Annotated in this window: 18 protein-coding genes; 12 read left to right on the forward strand and 6 right to left on the reverse strand. The window is 62.3% G+C overall.

All coding sequences use genetic code 11. From position 1 onward, the window contains the following. The first annotated feature begins 7 nt into the window (after nt 1-7). The 11 genes from AArc1_RS07360 to AArc1_RS07410 all read left to right on the forward strand — a co-directional run bounded on the left by AArc1_RS07360 (nt 8) and on the right by AArc1_RS07410 (nt 14,369). On the forward strand, nt 8-859 hold the full coding sequence (locus AArc1_RS07360; RefSeq protein ID WP_117363759.1) for a TatD family hydrolase: 852 nt from the start codon (nt 8-10) through the stop codon (nt 857-859). A gap of 74 nt (nt 860-933) precedes the next feature. Next, nucleotides 934-1,512: a DUF2150 family protein gene (locus tag AArc1_RS07365; RefSeq protein ID WP_117363760.1), complete on the forward strand. Its 579-nt coding sequence runs from the start codon at nt 934-936 to the stop codon at nt 1,510-1,512. A gap of 68 nt (nt 1,513-1,580) precedes the next feature. After that, a complete protein-coding gene (locus AArc1_RS07370; RefSeq protein WP_117363761.1) occupies nt 1,581-3,548 on the forward strand; it encodes a hypothetical protein in 1,968 nt (655 codons plus the stop codon). A 205-nt stretch (nt 3,549-3,753) separates the two neighbouring features. Further along, the gene (gene hmgB, locus AArc1_RS07375) at nt 3,754-5,091 is read left to right on the forward strand and encodes a hydroxymethylglutaryl-CoA synthase (protein WP_117363762.1); all 1,338 of its coding nucleotides are present in this window, start codon (nt 3,754-3,756) and stop codon (nt 5,089-5,091) included. 223 nt (nt 5,092-5,314) lie between these two features. Beyond that, complete coding sequence (locus AArc1_RS07380) at nt 5,315-6,139, forward strand: sulfite exporter TauE/SafE family protein (protein WP_117363763.1); 825 nt, start codon at nt 5,315-5,317, stop codon at nt 6,137-6,139. Between the two features lie 34 nt (nt 6,140-6,173). Next, the gene (locus AArc1_RS07385) at nt 6,174-8,624 is read left to right on the forward strand and encodes a heavy metal translocating P-type ATPase (protein WP_117365812.1); all 2,451 of its coding nucleotides are present in this window, start codon (nt 6,174-6,176) and stop codon (nt 8,622-8,624) included. A 78-nt stretch (nt 8,625-8,702) separates the two neighbouring features. Next, a complete protein-coding gene (locus AArc1_RS07390; RefSeq protein WP_117363764.1) occupies nt 8,703-10,010 on the forward strand; it encodes an AI-2E family transporter in 1,308 nt (435 codons plus the stop codon). A 202-nt stretch (nt 10,011-10,212) separates the two neighbouring features. Then, on the forward strand, nt 10,213-11,550 hold the full coding sequence (gcvPA, locus tag AArc1_RS07395; RefSeq protein ID WP_117363765.1) for an aminomethyl-transferring glycine dehydrogenase subunit GcvPA: 1,338 nt from the start codon (nt 10,213-10,215) through the stop codon (nt 11,548-11,550). Further along, the gene (gene gcvPB, locus AArc1_RS07400; RefSeq protein WP_117363766.1) at nt 11,547-13,025 is read left to right on the forward strand and encodes an aminomethyl-transferring glycine dehydrogenase subunit GcvPB; all 1,479 of its coding nucleotides are present in this window, start codon (nt 11,547-11,549) and stop codon (nt 13,023-13,025) included. Before gcvPA ends, gcvPB begins: the two co-directional genes overlap by 4 nt. Before the next feature lie 127 nt (nt 13,026-13,152). Then, nucleotides 13,153-13,398, forward strand: a complete 246-nt coding sequence (locus tag AArc1_RS07405) for a hypothetical protein (RefSeq protein WP_117363767.1) — start codon at nt 13,153-13,155, stop codon at nt 13,396-13,398. A gap of 209 nt (nt 13,399-13,607) precedes the next feature. Continuing rightward, on the forward strand, nt 13,608-14,369 hold the full coding sequence (locus tag AArc1_RS07410) for an HNH endonuclease (protein WP_394341270.1): 762 nt from the start codon (nt 13,608-13,610) through the stop codon (nt 14,367-14,369). An 85-nt stretch (nt 14,370-14,454) separates the two neighbouring features. Here the strand turns inward: AArc1_RS07410 and pstB are convergent, their stop codons facing one another. The 4 genes from pstB to AArc1_RS07430 all read right to left on the reverse strand — a co-directional run bounded on the left by pstB (nt 14,455) and on the right by AArc1_RS07430 (nt 18,301). Continuing rightward, complete coding sequence (pstB, locus tag AArc1_RS07415; protein ID WP_117365813.1) at nt 14,455-15,315, reverse strand: phosphate ABC transporter ATP-binding protein PstB; 861 nt, start codon at nt 15,313-15,315, stop codon at nt 14,455-14,457. 114 nt (nt 15,316-15,429) lie between these two features. Continuing rightward, nucleotides 15,430-16,332 (reverse strand): phosphate ABC transporter permease PstA, encoded by a 903-nt coding sequence (pstA, locus tag AArc1_RS07420; RefSeq protein WP_117363769.1) that lies wholly within the window; start codon nt 16,330-16,332, stop codon nt 15,430-15,432. Continuing rightward, entirely contained in the window at nt 16,329-17,207 is an 879-nt protein-coding gene (gene pstC, locus AArc1_RS07425; protein ID WP_117365814.1) for a phosphate ABC transporter permease subunit PstC, read from the reverse strand. The genes pstA and pstC overlap by 4 nt, the downstream gene beginning before the upstream one ends. Nucleotides 17,208-17,254: 47 nt before the next feature. Further along, nucleotides 17,255-18,301, reverse strand: coding sequence for a PstS family phosphate ABC transporter substrate-binding protein (locus tag AArc1_RS07430; protein WP_117363770.1), 1,047 nt, complete (start codon nt 18,299-18,301; stop codon nt 17,255-17,257). A 202-nt stretch (nt 18,302-18,503) separates the two neighbouring features. On the opposite strand from AArc1_RS07430, the gene AArc1_RS07435 reads away from it, so the two are divergent. Continuing rightward, nucleotides 18,504-19,499, forward strand: coding sequence for a phosphate uptake regulator PhoU (locus AArc1_RS07435; protein WP_117363771.1), 996 nt, complete (start codon nt 18,504-18,506; stop codon nt 19,497-19,499). Nucleotides 19,500-19,733: 234 nt separating this feature from the next. On the opposite strand, the gene AArc1_RS07440 is transcribed toward AArc1_RS07435, so the two are convergent. Both AArc1_RS07440 and AArc1_RS07445 read right to left on the reverse strand, forming a co-directional pair. Then, nucleotides 19,734-20,108, reverse strand: a complete 375-nt coding sequence (locus AArc1_RS07440; RefSeq protein WP_117363772.1) for a 30S ribosomal protein S8e — start codon at nt 20,106-20,108, stop codon at nt 19,734-19,736. 72 nt (nt 20,109-20,180) lie between these two features. Next, nucleotides 20,181-20,495 carry an MTH1187 family thiamine-binding protein gene (locus tag AArc1_RS07445; RefSeq protein WP_117363773.1) on the reverse strand — a complete coding sequence of 105 codons (315 nt, stop codon included), beginning with the start codon at nt 20,493-20,495 and terminating at the stop codon, nt 20,181-20,183. Nucleotides 20,496-20,609 lie beyond the last annotated feature (114 nt).

A 20,609-nucleotide genomic window follows, 5' to 3' on the forward strand; every position in this document is an offset into this window, starting at 1 on the left:
TACATCCATGATCGACGATGAGACGCCGATTCTCGACAATCACCTTCACCTGGACCCGGACCACCATCGCGGCATCGACGCAGTTCGTGACTTCGCGCGTGTCGGAGGCACCCACCTGCTCGTGGTGAATAAGCCGTCCTGGCACCTGGACATCGAAGCAGATACCGGAGCCGATTTTCGGCCGGTGTTCGAGCGCACCATCGAAATCGTCGAAGAGGCATCGGCCGAACTCGAGGGACGCGCCTGGCCCATCCTCGGCGTCCATCCGGGACTGATCTCCCGGCTCGTCGACGACCGCGGGTTTGACCCGGCGGACGCCGGCGAGCTGATGCAAGCCGGTATCGACGTCGCCGCCGAGTACGTCGACGCCGGCGACGCCCTCGCGCTGAAATCCGGCCGCCCTCACTACGAGGTCGACGACGCGGTCTGGGAGGCGTCGAACGACGTCATGCGGCATGCGTTCGAGCGAGCCAGCGAACTCGACTGTGCCGTCCAGTTACACACCGAAGCCAGCGAGGACTTGACCGAAGTCACCGCGTGGGCCGAAGCGGTCGGGCTTCCCGCTCACAAAGTCGTCAAACACTACGCCGGCGGTCGACTCGAGGGACCAGTCCCGAGCGCCATGAGCGAAAAAGACCGACTCGAGGAGGCCGCAGACCGCGGTGAGCCGTTCCTAATGGAGACCGACTACATCGACGATCCCGACCGACCGGGTGCCGTCCTCGGACCGAAGACGGTCCCCCGTCGTGTTGCGTGGTTGCTCGAGAACGGTCACGACGAGGCAGTCCGAAACGCTCACGTCGAAACCCCGACGCTCGTTTACGGCATACATACCGTTGAGACGCTCGAGAATCCCTAACCCGCCCGATTTCGTTTGGTCGATTCGTGGGAAGGTAGAGAAAGGCATTTCAAGCGGCCGGTGTAGGTGTCTGTATGAGCAATCCCCCGACCGAGTTCTACTCGGAGGAACGCTGGCAGAACTGGATCGACCGCATCAAAGACGAAGAGATCGATCCAGAGGACGAATCCTCGGCCCGACTCCTGTTGAACCTTCAGGACGATACGGCGATCGCGATCGCGAAGATCGTCGCCGCCTACGACGACGGGCAACTCGATGACGAGGAAGCGCTCGCCGAGATCGCAGACGTCCGCGAAATCGTCCTGAGCGAGGTCGACGTCGAGGACGAGGAGAAACTCATCCTCGTCGACGGCGTTCAGACAAGCCTCGTCTGTGTCTTCTTCGCCGCCGAGGAGTACGTCGCCGGCGGCCCCGCCGAAGAGGGAAGCATCGCCGACTACCTCGGTGCGGCCGCCGACGCCGAAGCCGAAGAGGAACTCGACGCCGCACTCGGCTACGCTGCCCAGGCGGGTACCCTGATCATCGACGGGAACGATCTCGATATTGCGATCGCCGAAGAACTCGAGTACGGACTCGTCACCGAGTGGATCAACGGCCTCGACAGCCTCCAGAGCGCGATGAGCGATCCGGAGGTCGTCGAAGAAGACGAGTAGGGGACATCTGTTTTCGCCGTTGTTCTCGAGCCGACAAGCGTTTACGTTAGTTGTGACTATCGTGTCGTATGATGCGTTGGGGGGACGAGCGTGCGGTAACGGTCCAGATAGGGGCCGTGTTACTGCTCGCGATTCTCTTTACGGCCCTGGCGCTGTATCAGGTCAACGCCGTCCCCGCCGAGAACGAAGTCGTCGAGATCGAACACAACGAAGACGTTCAAGCGGACCTCCAGCAGGTCCGCAACGCGATCGTCTCGGTTCCCGGTGGCAACAGCGGCGAGTCCCGATCCGTGTCGCTCGGAACCTCGTATCCAACGCGAACGTTCGCGATGAATCCCGGACCAATGTCTGGATCGTTAGAAAGCGAGCAGCTCGGAGATATCGAAATCAAAAACGCGGAGCCAGTCGACGATTCCGATCAAATCGTCGACGACTGGGAAGAGGGTTACCCCACCTACGGACTCACGTACACGCCCGGCTACAATGAGTACCAGGATGCTCCACAGACGAGATACGAACACGGTCTCCTGTACAATCACCATCCGAACGACGAGCGACTGAACGTGGGCGGCCAGTCCCAACTCGTCGTCGACGGCGACGAAATCACGATCGTTACGCTTCAAGGGAACTACTCAGAGTCCGGCCAGGGGACCGTTTCAGTCGACGTTCGTGAGTTCAGTACCTCGACGAACACTGTCGGCGTCGAAAGCGACGACGACGATCCGATGGAGATAACGCTCCCGACGAACAGCCCAGATAACTGGAGTGATACATTCTCCGAAACGACCGACTACAACATCACCACCAACGACGACAGCGTAACCGTCGAGTTCAACAACACAGAACGAACGTACGACCTCCGAATGGCAGAGGTTGGGGTCGGAGATGCGACTCGAGAAAGTCCGGAAGAACGGGTCGAATACATCGCCGAACTTTCAGGCACTGATTCGACAGTCCTCGAGTTCAGAGACCGGTTCAACAATCCGGTGTCGAACGCAGAGATTCGTTCGATCGAGGATATCGAGGGCTTGACCGAGGAGATCGTAAACGTCGACAATCTCCCAGAATCGACGGGAAGTGACGGACGGGTCTCTCTCGAGGAAGCAGACTCTGTTCCAACCTCATCGCAGAAGTATACGTGGATTGAAGAGACGGATTCAGATGGGGAGGCAACAGTCGAACTGGATGTGGATTCCAATGCTTTGGAGCAGGATGATGTTGTGGTCAGCACTACTGTCATGTCCGAAGAAGATAGTGAAGCGACATTCGCCGAGATTATAGATGTCGATCTCGAGGGAGATAACCCGGAGATATCAGTGAGGGCTTGGAAGCTATTTAGCGATACTGTTGAGGGCCCTATTATTGGACTTCCGATTGGTGAAGAAGTCGAATTCGACGTAGCGTCTAATACTAATGTGCATATTGTCGCTACTGTTGATTCCGATGAAGAAGACCTAGATAACGGAGAAAATGGCGGGTCAGAGCCACCGCCTAATGGTGATAGCGATACAGAACTCCCGGACGGTGCCGTCGCGTTCAATGACGAAAGTGGTGCAGGACAGTATGAAGAGGGAGAAGAGACATACACCGAATCAGACTTAGAGTCGTTTGATGACGATTCGGCTGACCTCCGGATTAAAAGAGACATCACATCTGGTTCAGAAGGATTCGATATCTCTGCCCAAACGGTCCACATCGGGTCTGATACGGACATTTCGACCGATGGAACTAACGCCGAGATACAGGTGCAAGCAGAGAACGGAATTGAGATGGGGTCCTCTACAGTATCGACTGAGGGAACTAACGCTGAGATACAGATGCAAACTGAAGGAAATATCGCGATGTCTTCCTCTACAGTATCGACTGAGGGAACCAACGCTGAGATACAGATACAAGCAGGGGGAACAATCAGTATGCAATCTGCCGAAGTCACAACTCAGGGGAATAATGCAGAAATCAGTATCAGTGCTGCGGGAGCAATTGACCAGGCAGGGGCAACTGTGCTGGCTGAGAACGCAGGCGAGACGATAGAGTAACTAGTCTGTGTGTCAAATCGATAAATATGGCTCTTTTCGCCAATTTAATCTGATTTAAAGATATAACGCTGTTAAAAAGTTCCCCAACAACTCCTTATAAGTAAATTTGCTTTAGAAATCATAACTAAATAAACCAGAGGTCCGGTCGTCAATCGTCGAAACACTAAACGACAATACCATATATCCTCGTCAACAGTATCCGGCTATGACAGCAGTCGGTATCGACGCGATCGAGGTCTGGACCGGGAATCTCAAACTCGACTTGCCCGGCACGTTCGCGCCGCAGAAGGGCGAAGATCCCGAGAAGTACACGAAAGGACTCGGGCTCAACGCCAGTTCCTTCCCTGACAGTTACGAGGACATCGTCACGATGGGGGCCAACGCCGCCCACCGGCTGATGGAGCGCAAAGGCCTCGAGCCCGACGATATCGGCCGCATCGACGTCGCGACCGAGAGCGCCTTCGACAACTCGAAGCCGGTTTCGACGTACGTCGCTGGCTGTCTCGAGCAGGTCTTCGACGGGGACTTCCATCATGCGAACAAGGGCGAGCGAAAGTTCGCCTGTATCGCAGGGACTCAGAGTCTCGACGATGCGTATAACTGGATCAAGGCGGGCCGGAATCGCGGTCGTGCGGCGCTCGTGATCGCGACCGATACGGCACTGTACGCCCGTGGGGACGCCGGCGAGGCGACCCAGGGTGCGGGTGCCGTCGCGATGTTGATCACCGAGGAGCCGGGCCTCGTCGAACTCTCGACCGAGCAGGGCTACGGTTCGGCCGACGAGACGGACTTCTTGAAGCCAAATCAGCAGTTCCCGAGCGTCGACGGCAAGCGCTCGGTGAAGGTGTATCTCGCACGGATGCGCGAGGCGCTCGAGGATTACGAGAGCGTCGCGGGCGACGTCCACCCCGACGACCTCGCGTTTATCCCGTTCCACACGCCGTTCCCGGGGATGGTCCGGAAAGCCGGCCTGCTCGGCTACCGCCACATCACGCGGGATACGGCGATCGAAGACGACCTGGCCGAAGAGATCGGACGCCAGCCACGGGCGGAGGCGTTCGACGACGAGGAGTCCTACCACGACGCGCTGCGTGAGTACATGGACGCGCTCAAAGGCACCGAACGCTACCGAGAGTGGTACGCACAGACGATCGATCCGACGCTCGAGGTCTCGCGTGAGGTCGGCAACTGGTATACGGGCTCGGTCCACCTCGCACGCACGAGCGCGTTGAAACATGCTTTCGAGGCAGGTCGTGACCTGGCGGGCGAGACGCTTCTCGTCGGCTCCTACGGCAGTGGTGCCCAGGCCGAGATCCACGCCGAAACCGTCTGTGACGGCTGGGAAGCCGAGATCGAGGCGCTGAACGTCGACGAACAGCTCGCCGCACGATATGACATGAGCTGGGCGGACTACGAACAGATCCACGACGCCCACAACCACGATATGGACGTCGACGTCGAGGAGTTCACCGCGCCCGACGCCGAATTCGTCTTCGACGGCTGGGGTCGGATGGGCGAGCGAAAGTACCGCTACGTCGACTGACGGACGTTACCGAACCGTCGAATCCACCCGTTCTCGATCGTCACACCGTGTCCGGCTGTCAGCGTATTCTCGGGTGTCACACTGTCTTTGGCTCTTGTATTGGGCTCGGCTGTCAGACTGTGCGTTCCTCACTGGCTCCGGTAGGTCTCGAGCGGTGACCGAAATGCACTACCCCGTCCAGTCGCTATGTCGACTACCGACCGGCCTCATGAGTTGAAAAGCTATGGATCCGTTCACGCTCCTCGGGATCGATGTGGTATTGTTTCTTCTCATCGGCGTCCTCGCCGGAGCCCACTGTATCGGGATGTGTGGACCGCTCGTGACCGTCTATTCCAGTCGGATGACGGCGAAGACGGACGGCGGGACCGCGACGGGACGCCGTACCGACCGGGGACGAGGCCATCTCACGACCTACGCGGTTCGCCAGCACGCGCTGTTCAACCTCGGACGAACCGCCAGTTATACGCTGCTTGGTGCGGCCTTCGGCGCGCTCGGTGGCCTTCTGTTCATTACGGCTGCACAGCTGACCACCGTCGTCGATTGGCTCCGGGGCGGGCTCGGGCTCGTAATCGGGGGGTTCGTCATCCTTACCGGCGTCTACTACCTGCTGGGACGGACGACCGGCGGCGTCTCACTGCCGGGCCTCGAGCGGGTGACCGGCTGGCTCACCGGCTACGTCGACCGGCTGGCGAACGGCCCCGGCATCGTCGGTCTCGGTGCAATTCATGGGCTGTTGCCCTGTCCGGTCCTGTACCCGGCGTATCTCTACGCGTTCGCTATCGGGTCGCCGACCGGTGGCGCGGTCGCGCTCGCGGCGCTCGGGATCGGGACGATTCCGGCGGTCTTCGCCTATGGCACCGTCATCGACCGCGTCGATGTCGCCCACCGTCGGCGAGTGCACCGACTGCTTGGGCTGGGGTTCATCCTCCTCGGCTACGTCCTGTTCGCTCACGGACTGATGAGCCTGGGTATCCACCTCCCACACCCCGAGTTGCCGTTCTACGACGCTATCGACGCACCGGGTGCGGGCGGCCACGACCACCACTGACCGGTTGCGGACAGAGAACCAGACCAGATCCACGATGACAGACGATCTCACGACCGACGACGGCTGCACGCTCTGTGACCTCCCGGTCGAGGGCAGCGGCGTGATCGACGACGGGAACGCCTTCTGCTGTGTCGGCTGTCGGGACGTCTACGACGTCTTAGGTGACGTCGAAGCGGTCGACGCCGCGGACGTACGGGCTCGAGCGGTCGACTCCCCGGACGAGCACGAGCGGCCGCCCGGCTACGAGACGACGTTTCTCGAGGTCGACGGGATGTACTGTGCGAGCTGTGAGGCGTTCATCGAGTCGGTCGCGACAGCGAGCGAGGGCGTCAGCGCCGCGAGCTCGAGTTACGTGACGGATACGGTACGGATCGACCACGATCCGGAGACGATCTCTCGCGATGACCTGAAAGAGCGAATCAGCGGGCTCGGCTACAGCGCCTACGACCGGGACGACGCCTTCAGTCGTCGACGGGCGGACGACTGGGAGATGGCACGCCTCGCCGTTGGCGTGCTCATGGGAATGATGGTGATGATGCAGTATCTGGTCATCATCTACCCGACGTACTTCGGAGCGTGGTTTTACGACGAACGGACGATGGAGTTCTTCGAGGCGACGCTCGCCAGCGAGCTAGCAACGCCGTTTTATCTGATGATCGCGGCGCTGACGACGATCATCCTCGTCTTCACCGGTCGACCGATCCTCCAGGGTGCGTACGTCGGCATCAAAACCCGGTCGCCGAACATGGATCTACTCGTCGCCATCGCGGCTGTCGGCCCATGGCTTTACAGTACGATTTCGATCGTCGTCGGAGGGCCGCACATCTTCTACGACGTAACCGTCGCGGTCGTGGTCGTCGTCACCCTCGGCGGCTACTACGAGTCGACGCTCAAAGCGGAGGCGACCGAACGGCTCTCGGATCTGACGACCGTGCAGGTCGACGCGGCCCGTCGTCTCGAGGGTGACGGCCACGAGGAGGTCCCGGTCGGGGACCTCGAGCCGGACGACCGTGTGAGCGTCCGGGCGGGTGAACGGATTCCGATCGACGGCGACGTGATCGACGGCGAGGCAGCGGTCGACGAGGCGGTCGTCACCGGGGAGTCACTGCCCGTAACGAAGATGACCGGCGATCCAGTCGTCGGCGGCTCGATGGTCGAAGACGGCGCGGTCACGGTTCGCGTCGGCGAGGATGCGACGAGCACGCTCGATCGAATCACCGAACTCGTCTGGGATCTCCAGAGCACGAGCCATGGGATCCAGAAAATCGCCGACAAGCTTGCGACGATTTTCGTCCCGCTCGTCCTCGCGCTCGCGCTCGTCGTCACGGTTGCCCACTTCGCACTGGGTACTGGGTTCGCCGCGTCCTTGCTCGTCGGGCTCACCGTCGTCATCGTCTCCTGTCCCTGTGCGCTCGGACTGGCGACGCCGATGGCCGTCGCTGCGGGCATCCGGGACGCCCTCGAGCGATCGATCGTCGTCTTCGACGATAGCGTCTTCGAGCGCGTTCGCGAGGCCGACACCATCGTCTTCGACAAGACCGGGACGCTGACCACCGGCGAGATGAGCGTCGTCGAGAGCCGAGTCGACGACCGCCTCCTCGAGCAGGCGGCGCTGCTCGAGTCGCGGTCGGCCCATCCGATTGGACGGGCGATCGCCGACGAGCGGCCGACCGACACCATCGCCGACGGCGGCGCGGTCGAAGCCGTCGACCCCAGCACGGATGACAACGTTGACGTGGTCGACGACCGTGTCGACTCGTTCGAGAGCCACCGAAACGGCGTCTCGGGGACGGTCGACGGCGACGAGGTCGTCGTCGGCCACCCTGACCTCTTTCGCGATCGAGGGTGGGACGTTCCCGACGCGCTCGAGAGTGAGATCGACGAGCGCCGGGAGACGGGACGTGTCCCGGTTGCCGTTGGCCGAAACGGGATGGCGGAGGGTGTTGTGGTCGTTGGGGACGTTCTCAGGGGAGGCTGGGACGAAACGCTGTCGGCGATCTCGAAGACGGACACCGAGGTCGTCGTCCTGACGGGAGACGACGAGCGGGCGACGGACCAGATTCGAGCGCATCCAGCGGTCGAACGCGTTTTCGCCGGCGTCCCTCCCGAGGGGAAAGCCGAGACGATCGATCGCCTCAGTGGCCGCGGAGTGACCGTGATGGTCGGCGACGGGACGAACGACGCGCCCGCACTCGCGACCGCGGATCTTGGCATCGCGCTGGGCGGCGGCACCGCGATGGCCGCCGACGCGGCTGACGTCGCACTCGTCGACGACGACCTCGCGTCGGTCGAGACGGTGTTCGACCTCGCGCGAGCGACCGACCGACGCGTCAAAGGGAACATCGGCTGGGCGTTCTGTTACAACGCCGTCGCAATCCCACTCGCCGTCACAGGCCTGTTCAACCCCCTGCTGGCGGCACTCGCGATGGCAGCCAGTAGCATCCTCGTCGTCAGCAACTCCTCGAGACCGCTGTTGAAAGACTGAGTCCCCAGCTCGCTGGTCCTCGAGCATCGGCCCCAACTCGGCAGTGGAGTCATGCGTAAGGGGGTCGTATCGAGAGCCATGGCGGATCGCCTCGACCTGCCAGGTTGGCTCTCAGAGCGAAGCGCAATAACCGTGCTCGCGCTCGTGAGCGTCGTCCTCGGGTTGCTCGTCGTTCTTCCCTATCTCCAGTACGTCCTGCTGGCAGTGGTCCTCGCGTACGTGTTGATGCCGGCCCAGCGACGGCTCGAGGACGTCGTCGGGTCGATGACTGCCGCGTTAACGCTCGTCGCCGTCGCCGTCCTCGCGATCTTGCTCCCGCTCGGATACGTGCTGGCGATTGCCCTGCGTGAGGCCCTCGAGGTGGTCACGGCCTTTCAGGAGGGAAATCTGGACGTTCAGGCTGTCGAATCGCAACTCGAGTCGACAGGGCTCAGAGTCGATCTCGTCGACGTCTACCAGACCTATCAGGAACCGATCGCGACGGGCGTTCAGGGACTCGCGACGACGGCGATGGAGTTTGTCAGTGGGTTGCCAAGGATCCTGATCGGATTGACCGTGACACTGTTCGTCCTGTTTTCTCTCCTTCGGGACGGCGACCGATTGATCGCGTGGTCGTATCGAATCTCGCCGATCGAGGACCACGTCCAGCAGGAACTGTACCGGAAGCTCGATCAACTGATGTGGGCGTCCGTCGTCGGAAACGTCGCCGTCGCGGGCATTCAGGCGGTCTTGCTGGGAATCGGCCTGGCGGTGCTCGAGGTTCCGGCCGTCGTCTTCCTCACCGTTGCCACGTTCGTTCTCGCGTTGCTCCCGCTGGTCGGGGCGTTTGGCGTCTGGGTGCCCGTGTCGGTGTATCTTCTCGCGATCGATCAACCCCTGGCCGCGGCCGCACTCGTCGTCTACGGGTCGCTCGTCAGCGCCTCCGATACGTATCTCCGACCCGCGCTAATCGGTCGGTCGTCCGCGTTCAACTCCGCGATCGTCGTTCTCGGGATCTTCGGCGGCATCGTCGTCTTCGGCGCTGTTGGCCTCTTCATCGGCCCTGTCGTCCTTGGTGGGGCGAAGATCACGCTCGACGTCTTCGCTCGAGAGCGGGCACGAACGCTCGGCGAAAAGTGGGGGGATGTGGACGAAACTGGAGCGGACCCTGCAGTCGACACTGATTCGGAAACCGGTATCGGTTCAGGTGTCGACGGCGAGGACGGGAAAGTCAGCGAGACGGCGACGAACGCTGAATCGACAACTGATGAGAGTGATACCGAACCGGAACTCGAGGAAGACAACGAAAACGGAGCCGACGAGGTAGACAGCGATCCAACGCGAGAAAGCAGCGCTGACGTGTCTACCGGTCGCCCCACGAGCGAGCACGACCCGGCCGACGGGTGAGACTGGAGTCAAACTCGGACCGGAACCGCTGCAGCGAGCCAGTGGCTCTCAGAGCGACGTCGGACCGGCACTCGTCACTGCCGGGAACGGGTGCGTTAATTATCCCCTAGCAACAACCCTCTGGTATCGTGTCTCGAATCGAATCTCGCGTTCGATGCGGGAGGGAAGAACACAGATCGCTCGCTCGAGATACACCGTAACTATGCACGGATCACAGCCCACGGGGAGTCCGTATGCCCCCCACACGGACGAGGAAGGAGCGGCAATGCTCGAGGCGGTCGACGCCGAAACGGCCGACGATCTCTTCGACATTCCGCCTGAAGTACAGTTCGACGACGAGTTCGGGATCGATTCGCGAACGGAACGAGAAACGCGGCGACTCGTTCGATCGATCCTCGACCGAAACGACGAGCTAATCGAACTGCTCGGACGAGGCCACTACGGCTACTACGTCCCCTCGCTCGTCGACCACCTCGCCGATCGGTCGGAGTTTCTCACCTCCTATACCCAGTACCAGCCCGAGGTTTCCCAGGGATTCTTGCAGGTGCTGTTCGAGTACCAGTCGCTTCTGGTCGAGCTTACGGGGCTCGAGATCGCCAACTGCTCGATGTACGATGCGGCGACCGCACTCGGCGAAGCCGCGACCCTCGCAGACCGGGTCCGCAGCGTGAACGGCCACCGCGTACTCGTCCCCGACCTGTTGCTCGAGGGACGACGCAGCACCCTCGAGAACTACGTTGCCGGAACGGATCTCGAGGTCGAATCGTACCCGACTGCGGACGCAAACGTCGACCTCGAGGCGCTCGAGGACGCCGTCGACGACGACGTGGTGATGATCTACGCGGAGAACCCGACCGTCCGCGGAACGATCGAAGAGCACCTCGAGACCATCGGAGAGATCACAACGGACGCAAAGGCACTGTTCGCTCTGGGAACTGATCCGATCGCGCTCTCGTTGCTCCAGCGACCGGCAGACGTTGGCGTGGACGTCGTCGTCGGCGACGCGAGCGTCCTCGGTCTGCCAACGAGTTACGGGATGGGCCTCGGCCTCTTCGCGACGCGCGAAGAGTACCTGCGACAGGTTCCCGGTCGACTGGTCGGCGTGAGCGAAGACGACACCGACCGGCGAGCGTACACCCTGACCCTCCAGACCCGTGAACAGCACATCCGCCGCGAGCGAGCGACGAGTAACATCTGTACCAACCAGGCCTGGGTTGCCCTTCGAAGTGCCATACACGCCGCTGCGCTCGGCCCGAACGGGATGATCGACCTCGCGAAACGCGGCGTCACTCGCGCCGAATCCCTCGCCGACCGCGTCGACGACGTCGCCGGTGTACGTGCACCCGTCCACGATCGACGCCACTTCCGGGAGTTCGTCGCGCGCGTCGACCAGCCTGCGTCGGCCGTCGCCGCCGACCTCGAGGAGCGAGGCTTTGCGGTCCACGTCGTCGACGACCACGAGATCCAGCTCTGTGTCGCCGGGGTTCCAGACGACGAACTCGACGGCTTCGTCGCGGCGCTCGAGGAGGTGGTTCGATGAGCGAGCGAACCGACCAGCAGGTCCGATACGACCAGGCGCGCTACGTCGAGGACGGCCACTACGAACCGTTACTCGCCGAGAAGGACCTCACCAGCGCCGAGATCGACGGCGACGACACGGACAGCCCACTTCCCGACGACCTGACCCGGGACGACCTCGAGTTGCCCGCCCTCTCCGAGCCCGAACTCGCCCGGCACTACACCCGGCTCTCGCAGATGATCTACGCGATCGACACCGGCCCGTACCCGCTCGGCTCGTGTACCATGAAGTACAACCCCAAGTTCATGGAGGACGTCGCCGCGTTGCCGACCGCAGCCGTTCATCCGGACCGATCCGAGCGATCGACTCAGGGAACCCTCGAGCTCATGTACCGGCTCCAGGACTATCTGGGACGGATCGGCGGCATGGACGCCGTCACGCTCCAGCCACCGGCCGGCGCAGCCGGCGAGTTCGTCGGCATCCGCGTTGCCGTGGCCTACCACGAGCACAACGGCGAAAGCCACCGCAACGAGGTCATCATCCCCGAGAGCGCCCACGGGACGAACTTCGCGACCGCCGCCCTCGGTGGCTACGACGTCGTCTCGCTGCCCAGTGACGACGGCGGCCGGGTCGACCTCGAGGCGCTCGAGGCAGCCCTCTCCGAAAACACGGCTGCACTGATGCTCACGAACCCGAACACGCTCGGACTGTTCGAACGCGATATCGCCGAAATCGCCGAGATGGTTCACGACGTCGGCGGGTTGCTCTACTACGACGGCGCGAACCTGAACGCGCTGCTCGGTCGGGCACGTCCGGGAGACATGGGCTTCGACGTGATGCACTACAACGTCCACAAGACGTTCGCGACCCCACACGGCGGCGGTGGACCGGGTGCGGGTCCGGTTGGCGTCGTCGACGAACTCGCGCCGTTCCTGCCGTCACCTCGCGTTCGCGAGGCCGACGACGCCGAGTCCGACGCAGACGAACCGACCTACGAACTGTTCGACCCCGAGCAGACGATCGGCAAGGTTCACGGCTTCCAGGGCAACTGGCTCGTGCTCGTCAAGACGTTCGCTTACATCGCACGCCTCGGCGACGAGGGGCTCACGGACGCGAGTGCGAAGGCAGTGCTCAACGCGAACTATCTCGCCTCGCAGATCGACTACGAGGTACCTTACGGGCCGTTCCACCACGAGTTCGTCGCGAGCGCTGGCGACCAGGACGCCGCCGACGTCGCCAAACGAATGCTCGATTTCGGTGTGCACCCGCCGACGACGAAGTGGCCCGAGATCGTCCCCGAAGCGCTGATGACCGAACCCACCGAGGTCGAGAGCAAGGCCACACTCGATCGCCTCGCCGCTGCGTTCAACGCCGTCGCTGCCGAAGACGACGAGACGCTCGAGTCCGCACCCGAGCGGACGACTGCTCGACGAATCGACCAGACGAGCGCGGCACGCAGTCCGCGACTTGCCTGGCAGGCGCTCGACGACGAATAACGCCCCAGTCACAACGACGCCGGCACCGTCGGTATCGTTTTCCGGCCGGAGGGTTTTGACGGCGACGCGGACCGTCAGACTGGTTGAGAGACGGGTTCGTTTTCGTCACTGGCGACGTACCCCTTCTATGGACCCCGGACTCCGACCTGGCAAGCACCACCAGCGACGGACGTCGGATCGGCTCGAGCGACTCGAAGAACGGCTCGAGGCGACCGATCGGCGCGTCCGACTGCTCCAGAATACGCTCTGTGGTGTCGCTCGAAACGCCGACATCTCGATCGGCTGTGCGTGCACCAGGTGTGAGCGTAGCTATCTGTTGATCACGGACGGCATGCTCGTCTGTCCGCAGTGTGGCTACCGCCAATCGATGTAAACCGCGCGGTCGAAGCGGGGACGGAAACAGCCTTCGTGTGAGCGATCACTCGTCGCCGATGCCGCTCGAGGAGTCGCCCACAGGTGTAGCTCATGGGCAGTGGTGATGGGGCTGGTACAGAACCGACCGAACGATCTAACGCCGGTGTTCGGGTGAGCCGTAGGTGACAGCCGAGACGCACTCGTCACCTCGATCGTGACCGATCGCCGATGGATCTTTCGTCTCGAGGGTCCCACTGTCCGTCGATGGGTGGCGACCGCGACGACCGTCCCGACCGACGCGGCTACGGCGAGGGGTGGGAAGCGCTCCGGCGACAGACCCTTCGCCGGGACGGCTACGCCTGCCAGCGCTGTGGCGCCGACGACCGGACGCTTCAGGCCCACCACGTGATCCCACGAGCGGCGGGCGGCCCGGACGACCTCGAGAACCTCGTGACGCTCTGTCGGCCCTGTCACGGAGTGATCCACCAGCGCAACCGGTCGTTCGACGACGTTCGCGACGAGGCGCCGCTATTTCCGACGCCGGACGCGCCCGATCCAGTCGCCCGAATGCGCGAGCCGAACGATCAGTGCTGTAGCCGCTGTGGCGTCGAACGGTCGGACCCCACCGATCTCGTCGCCTGGCTCGAGCCGCCGGCGGGCCCCGAGGAACCCGAGTGCGGTCACCTCACGCTCTGTAAGCCCTGCGCGGGATTTCTCGCTGAGTCGGACACTGGCTGTACGTACGACGATCTCACAGGAGTGGGCCGGCTGCAGATCCACGAACTGTCGACGAAACGGCTCGATGCGTCCGTCCGGCCCGGGCTCTTCGCCGCACCACAGGTCGCCATCCGACGGCAACCGAGAACCGTTCGAGAACGAGTAATCGACGATACGCCGCTTCGATTTCTGTGGAACGTCTCGCCCGTTCGCTGGGCCCTCGTCGGACTCGTGCTTTACGTCCTCGTGGTCGCGGCGCTCGGGGTGTTGTGACCGCCGACACCCATCACTGACGAGTTAGTACCGGACCTCGAACATGAGCGAAAACTGATCGACCACTGGACTGGCGCTCGAGTCCTCAACCGAACTTGCCGGTGATGTAGTCTTCGACCTGCTGGCTCTCAGGGTTCTCGAAGATTTTCTCGGTGTCGTCGAACTCGACGAGGTGGCCGCCAGTGAGGAAAACAGCGGTCTTATCCGAGATACGCGCGGCCTGTTGCATGCTGTGGGTGACGATGACGACCGTATAGTCCTCGGCGAGGTCGTCGATCAAGTCTTCGATCTTCGAGGTCGCGACGGGGTCGAGTGCGGAGGCCGGCTCGTCCATCAAAATGACTTCCGGGTCGGGAGCGATGGCACGAGCGATGCAGAGTCGCTGCTGTTGGCCACCGGAGAGGTCGAGCCCACTCTCCTCGAGCTGTCCGTCGACCTCGTCCAACAGCGCCGCCTGCTCGAGGGCGGTTCGGACCATCTCGTCGACGTCGCCGTCGTCTTTCCCCTGGACGCGCAGGCCGTAGGCGACGTTGTCGTAGATCGACTTGGGGAACGGGTTGGGCTTTTGAAAGACCATCCCGATCTTCCGGCGCAGGGCGACCGGATCGACGTCGTCGTCGTAGACGTTCTTTCCGTGGAAGTAGAGGTCGCCGTCGACACGAGCGACGTCGATCAGGTCGTTCATCCGGTTGATAGACCGCAGGAACGTCGACTTTCCACAGCCAGAGGGCCCGATGAGCGCGGTTACCTGTTGTTCGGGAATCTCCATTTCGATTCCGTGAAGCGCCTGGGTGTCCCCGTAGAAGACGTCGAGATCGCGGGATTCGATGACGGGGTTCGAGACGCGAGGTGAGCCAAGCGGGCGGTCGTCAGCCGCAGCAGTCGACCCACGCTCGTCGATTTCGGCGGTCGGTACGGACTGTGAGTCCCGTCGGTTCGCGGTCATTTCAGTTGCGTCGTGGTTGGCTGTCATGAAGTTACGTGTTCCGGATTCGGACGTGGTTCGACTCGAGGCGATCTCGAGCGGCCGGTTCGGGTTCGGTCACGGGGGTGTGCGCTCTCATGTGCGTGGATCGTACCGGTTACGGATGAGGATCGCGACCAGGTTCATCAGCAGCAAGATCGTGAGCAAGACGACGATCCCGGCGGCCGCGATGTGCTGGAACTCCGGTTCAGGGTGGCCGGCCCACTCGAAGATCATCATCGGCATCGCACTGAACGGACTGGTGAGCCCGTCAGGGGCGACGAACAACGACGTCGCCGCGCCGACCATCAGAATCGGTGCCGTCTCACCGATCGCCCGCGACAGCGAAAGGATCGTCCCCGTCATGATCCCCGGCAGCGCCCGCGGCAAGACGACATCGCGGATGACCTGCCATTGAGTCGCACCGACACCGTAAGCCGCCTGGCGCTGGGAGTCAGGTACCGCCCGGAGTGCCTCCTGGCTCGAGACAATGACGATCGGCAGGATCAGAAGCGTCAGCGTCAGCGCACCGGCGATGAGGCTGGTCCCGAGTTGCATCGCCCGGACGAAGATCGCCAGCCCGAGCAGCCCGTAGACGATCGAGGGAACGCCCGCCAGATTGGCGATGTTCGCCTCGATGAACGACTTCAGCCGGCTTTCGGCGGCGTACTCCTCGAGGTAGATCGCCGCGCCGACGCCGAGGAAGATCGTGAAGACGGCGGTGAGCGCGATCAGGAAGATCGAGCCGACGAGTGCGGGGTAGATCCCGGCACCCCGTCCGTCCGGCAGGAAGTTTTCGACGACCTGCGACGGCGGGTAGGTCAGAAACTCCCAGGTGACCCAGCCCCACGACTCATAGAGGACGTCGGCGATCAACGCGACGAGCGCGACGATGCCGACCAGCGTCGAGGCGAAACAGATCGCAACGAACGCTCGACCGATCTTGCGTTTGCGCTCGATGTCCTCGACACCCTCGGAGAACGGCGTTTCGGCGCTCATTGGTACTCCTCCCGGTAACGCGATTTGATCCACAGGCTAAACAGATTCATCGCGAGCGTCATCGCGAACAGCGTCAACCCGACGGCGAACAGGCTCTGGTACCCGATCGAGCCGACCGAGACGTCACTGATACCGATCTGAACCATGTAGGCAGTCATCGTCTGGATCGGCTCGAGCGGGTTGCCCGTGATCTGGGGGTGCATCCCCGCCGCGAGCGTGACGGCCATCGTCTCGCCGATCGCCCGCGAGAGCGCGAGAATGTACGAGGCGATGACGCCCGACAGCGACGCCGGAAAGACGACGCTGGTCGAGACCTCGAATTTGGTTGCACCGAGGCCGTAGGCGGCGTTCCGAAGGTCGTCCGGAACGGAACTCATCGCGTCCTCGCTCAGACTCGAGACCATCGGGATGATCATGATGCCGACGACGATCGCGCCCGCTGCGGCGTTGAACGTTCCCGTCTCCGGGAACACACGCTGGATGATCGGCGTGATGAACGAGAGCGCGAAGAAACCGTAGACGATCGTCGGAATTCCCGCGAGGATCTCGAGCGTCGGCTTGATGACCTTGCGCACCTCGGGGTCGGCGTACTCGCTCAGGTATATCGCCGTCGCCGTCCCGACGGGGATGGCGATCAGCGCGGAGCCGACGGTGATGATCAACGTCCCCCAGATCAGCGGCAACACGCCGAAACTGCGTGGCTGGATGACCGGTGACCAGTCCGTACCAGTGACGTATTCGACGATCGACACTTCCTGGAAGAATCCGACCGATCCCTGGACGAGCACGAGGATGATCCCGAGCGTCGTCAACACGGTTACGAGTGCACACGAGAAGAAAACCGAACGAATCGCCGTCTCCTTCAGGCCGCCCATCGGTCCGTTTTCACCCGTAATCGCGACGGCCGTCTCGTCGGCGCGACTCATTCGGTCACCTCTGCGATCGCGTCCTCGAGTTTCTCGCTGCTCGCTTCGACCTGTTCGTCCGGAATCCCGTAGAAGCCGACCCGTCTGGCCGCCCACTGAGTCCAGGTGAGCGTCTCGTCGTCCTCGACGACGTCGGCATCGGTCGCCTCGCCGTCGACCTCCTCGAAGAAGAACCGGGCGAACGAGCGGACGACGTCTCTGTCGAACGCATCAGCCCGGAAGTAGCTGTACAGCGGCCGGGTCAGCGGCTGGTACTCCTCGCTTTCGACTGTCTCTCGCGACGGTTTGACGCAGCCGTCGCCGTTGTCGACGGCGAGGAGTTTGAGGTCGTCTTCGTTCTCGTAGTAGTACCCCGCGCCGCCGAACCCGAGTGCGTACTGTGCCCCTCGGACGCCGCGAACGATGACGTTGGTGTCCGCACTCGCGGAGTAATCAGAACGGATGTTTCCGACCTCGCCGGTGAGCGCTTCGGTGAAGTAATCGAACGTCCCCGACGCTGGGTCGCGACCGTAAAGTTCGATCTCCTCGTCGGGCCACTCGTCGCGGACGTCACTCCAGGTGTCGACGTCAGACCCCGACTCCCAGATCGCCTCGAGTTCCTCGACGGTCAGACAGTCAACCAAGTCGTTGTCCGGGTGGACGAAGACGGCGATCCCGTCGAGTGCCGTCTCGAGTCCAACGTACTCGATTCCGTTCTCCTCACAGAGGACGGCTTCGTTGTCGTCGTCACCCTCGAGAATCTCTCGACTCGCGTTCTGAATGTCGGTTTCACCCTCACAGAAGCGCTGGAAACCGGCACCCGTCCCGGAGCCCTGTACGGAGATCTCGACGCGGTTGTTGCGCCACTGGAACTCTTCGGCAACGACTGCACCGTGAGGGAACACCGTGTTGGACCCGTCGATGCTGATCGCCCCCTCGAGTCCGCTGTCTTCCCCCCGCGCGATACAGCCCGCCAGTCCAGAAAGGGTTGCTCCGACGGCACCGAGTGTGAAACGCCGGCGAGAAAGGGTGCCGGCCCGGTCGGTGATCGGCTCGTGTCCCATCGATCGACTAGTGGCGATATCGACTCTAAATACCCTGCTATGTTTTCTATATATTTCTATGTTTGACACACATCAGCACATATCGAGAGCGTATCGACAACCCACCCAACGGCACAGACTAACGTTCCGACTCATTTCAACCGTGTCGGTGGATGTATATAGACACTCATACATTTATACTATCGAGCGTCAAAGCCACCGTATGGAGACGCGAAAGGTCCAGGTCACTGGGGGGTCAACGTATACGGTTTCTCTACCAAAAGATTGGGCGACCGACAACGACGTGAGCTCCGGGACGACGGTCGAGTTGTATCCTGAGGACGACTCCCTCTTGTTGACACCGCAAAGCGACGTCGACCGCCAGGAAGGGACGCTCGACGTCTCCGACCTCGAAGGTGAACGGCTCACCCGCGCGGTCATGACGATGTACGTCAGCGGTTTCGACATCATCCGACTCGAGGCCGGCCGAATCACGACCGACCAGCGTCGAGCGATCCGAGATGCCACCCAGAGTCTCGTCGGCGTCGAGATCTTAGAAGAGACGACCGACAGCGTCGTTATTCAGGACTTACTCGATTCTTCTGAGCTGTCGATCGTCAACGCCGTCTCACGGATGCGTCTGATCGCGACCTCGATGCTCGCGGACGCAGTGACTGCACTGGTCGAGAACGACGACGACATCGCTCACGACGTCATCGAACGCGACGACGACGTCGACCGACTCTGGCTCGTCGTCTCACGGATCTTCCGTGCGACGCTTCGTTCGCCACGTGCCGCAGAGGAACTCGGGGTTCCCCGTGAGGACTGCTTCGACTTCCACTCGAGCGCCCGACAACTCGAGCGCGTCGCCGACCACGCCGCGAAGATCAGCAACCTCGCGCTGAAACTCGACGAGATCCCTGACGACGTCGCCGACGCGCTCGCAGCGCTTCACGACGACGCGTCCGACGTCCTCGAGAAGGCGATGGACGCGCTGTTCGCCGACGAGACCGCCGAGGCCAACCAGCTCGGTCACGCCGCCCGCGAGGCCGTCCTCGAGATCGACGACCACACGCGAACGATCGACGACATGCTCAGAGAGCTCGATCCGGTTCAGGCGCAGTCGCTCGGACTCATCGTCGACTCGCTCTCCCGAAGTGTCGACTACGGTGGCAACATCGCAGAGACTGCGCTGCAGAAAGCAGCTCCACGCCCCTAAGCCGAGGTACTCGACGGACACTCACGCCATGGCATCGAAGCGGATACGTTCGAGACAGCCTGCCAAAGGGAGACCTCTCCGGCTCAGTGGTTTCGAGACAGGTGTCTCGACTACACCGAGACGGCCAACGGTCGAAAGATCGATTCAGCAGTAACTCGCGAAGAATCGACGAGGTTGTGAGCATGAATCGCTTTGCTCACGGGTTCGATCGAACCGGAAAAACGGTGGTACGGCTTACTCCTCGAGCAAAACGGCGTTGACCTGGCCGGTCTGGCCGGGACGGGACGTCACACGGGCACGGCCTTCGGAGGTCTCGACGACGGCACCTTTCGTGATGATGTTTCGGCGGACGTAGTTCGGGTTGGCGTCGTTCTCGACGACGTTTTCGATCTCCGCACCGACCGTTTCGTCGCCGTTGTTGACGCTTGCGACGTTCGTCGCCAGCGCTCGAGTCTTCGTGTCGTTGCCACGGGCGTCGACGGTTCGGAAGCGTGGCTCGCCGACTTCGGTCTCGGTCGGGAGTCGGCCGAGTTCGTCTTTGCGGCGGTTTCGAACGTTCTTCAGTCGGCCGCCGGTGCGCTTGCGCGTAGAGCGTCCCTGATCTTGCATACACGATGGAAGTCCCGGCCCATACTTGAATCCACGCTTTCCGTCCGACGGTCGTTCGCTTCGCTCGTGGGATCAGCCGTCCATCGAGGTCGGCGAACGACCGAGGGCGTCTTCGACGGCCTCGACCTTCTCGGCGGCCGACGTCTCGCGCGTGCGCTTGTCATCGATTTTCAATACGGTACTCACACGGTCGGCGTCGACGGCTTCGTGGGCCGCCTGAGCGGCGGCGAACAGTTCTCCGATCTCCTCGGCTTCGATCACTGTCCCCATTGGATTCGTCTCGTACTCGACGTCGTATTCGTCGATGGCGTCGACTGCCTTCGCGACCTCCTCTGCCATGCTGTCTTCGATTACCGGTGCAACGCTCAGCAATGCGACTACTGTCATATCGGAGGCTATCGATAGCCGGGGTACTAAATTCGGTCCATGCACACCAACCACCGACACGCCATCCGGCGGGCTTCGGGCGCTGGTTGGTGAACCGTGTCCTCTATAGCCGAG

This window comes from Natrarchaeobaculum sulfurireducens (assembly GCF_003430825.1).
GTDB classification, from domain to species: domain Archaea; phylum Halobacteriota; class Halobacteria; order Halobacteriales; family Natrialbaceae; genus Natrarchaeobaculum; species Natrarchaeobaculum sulfurireducens.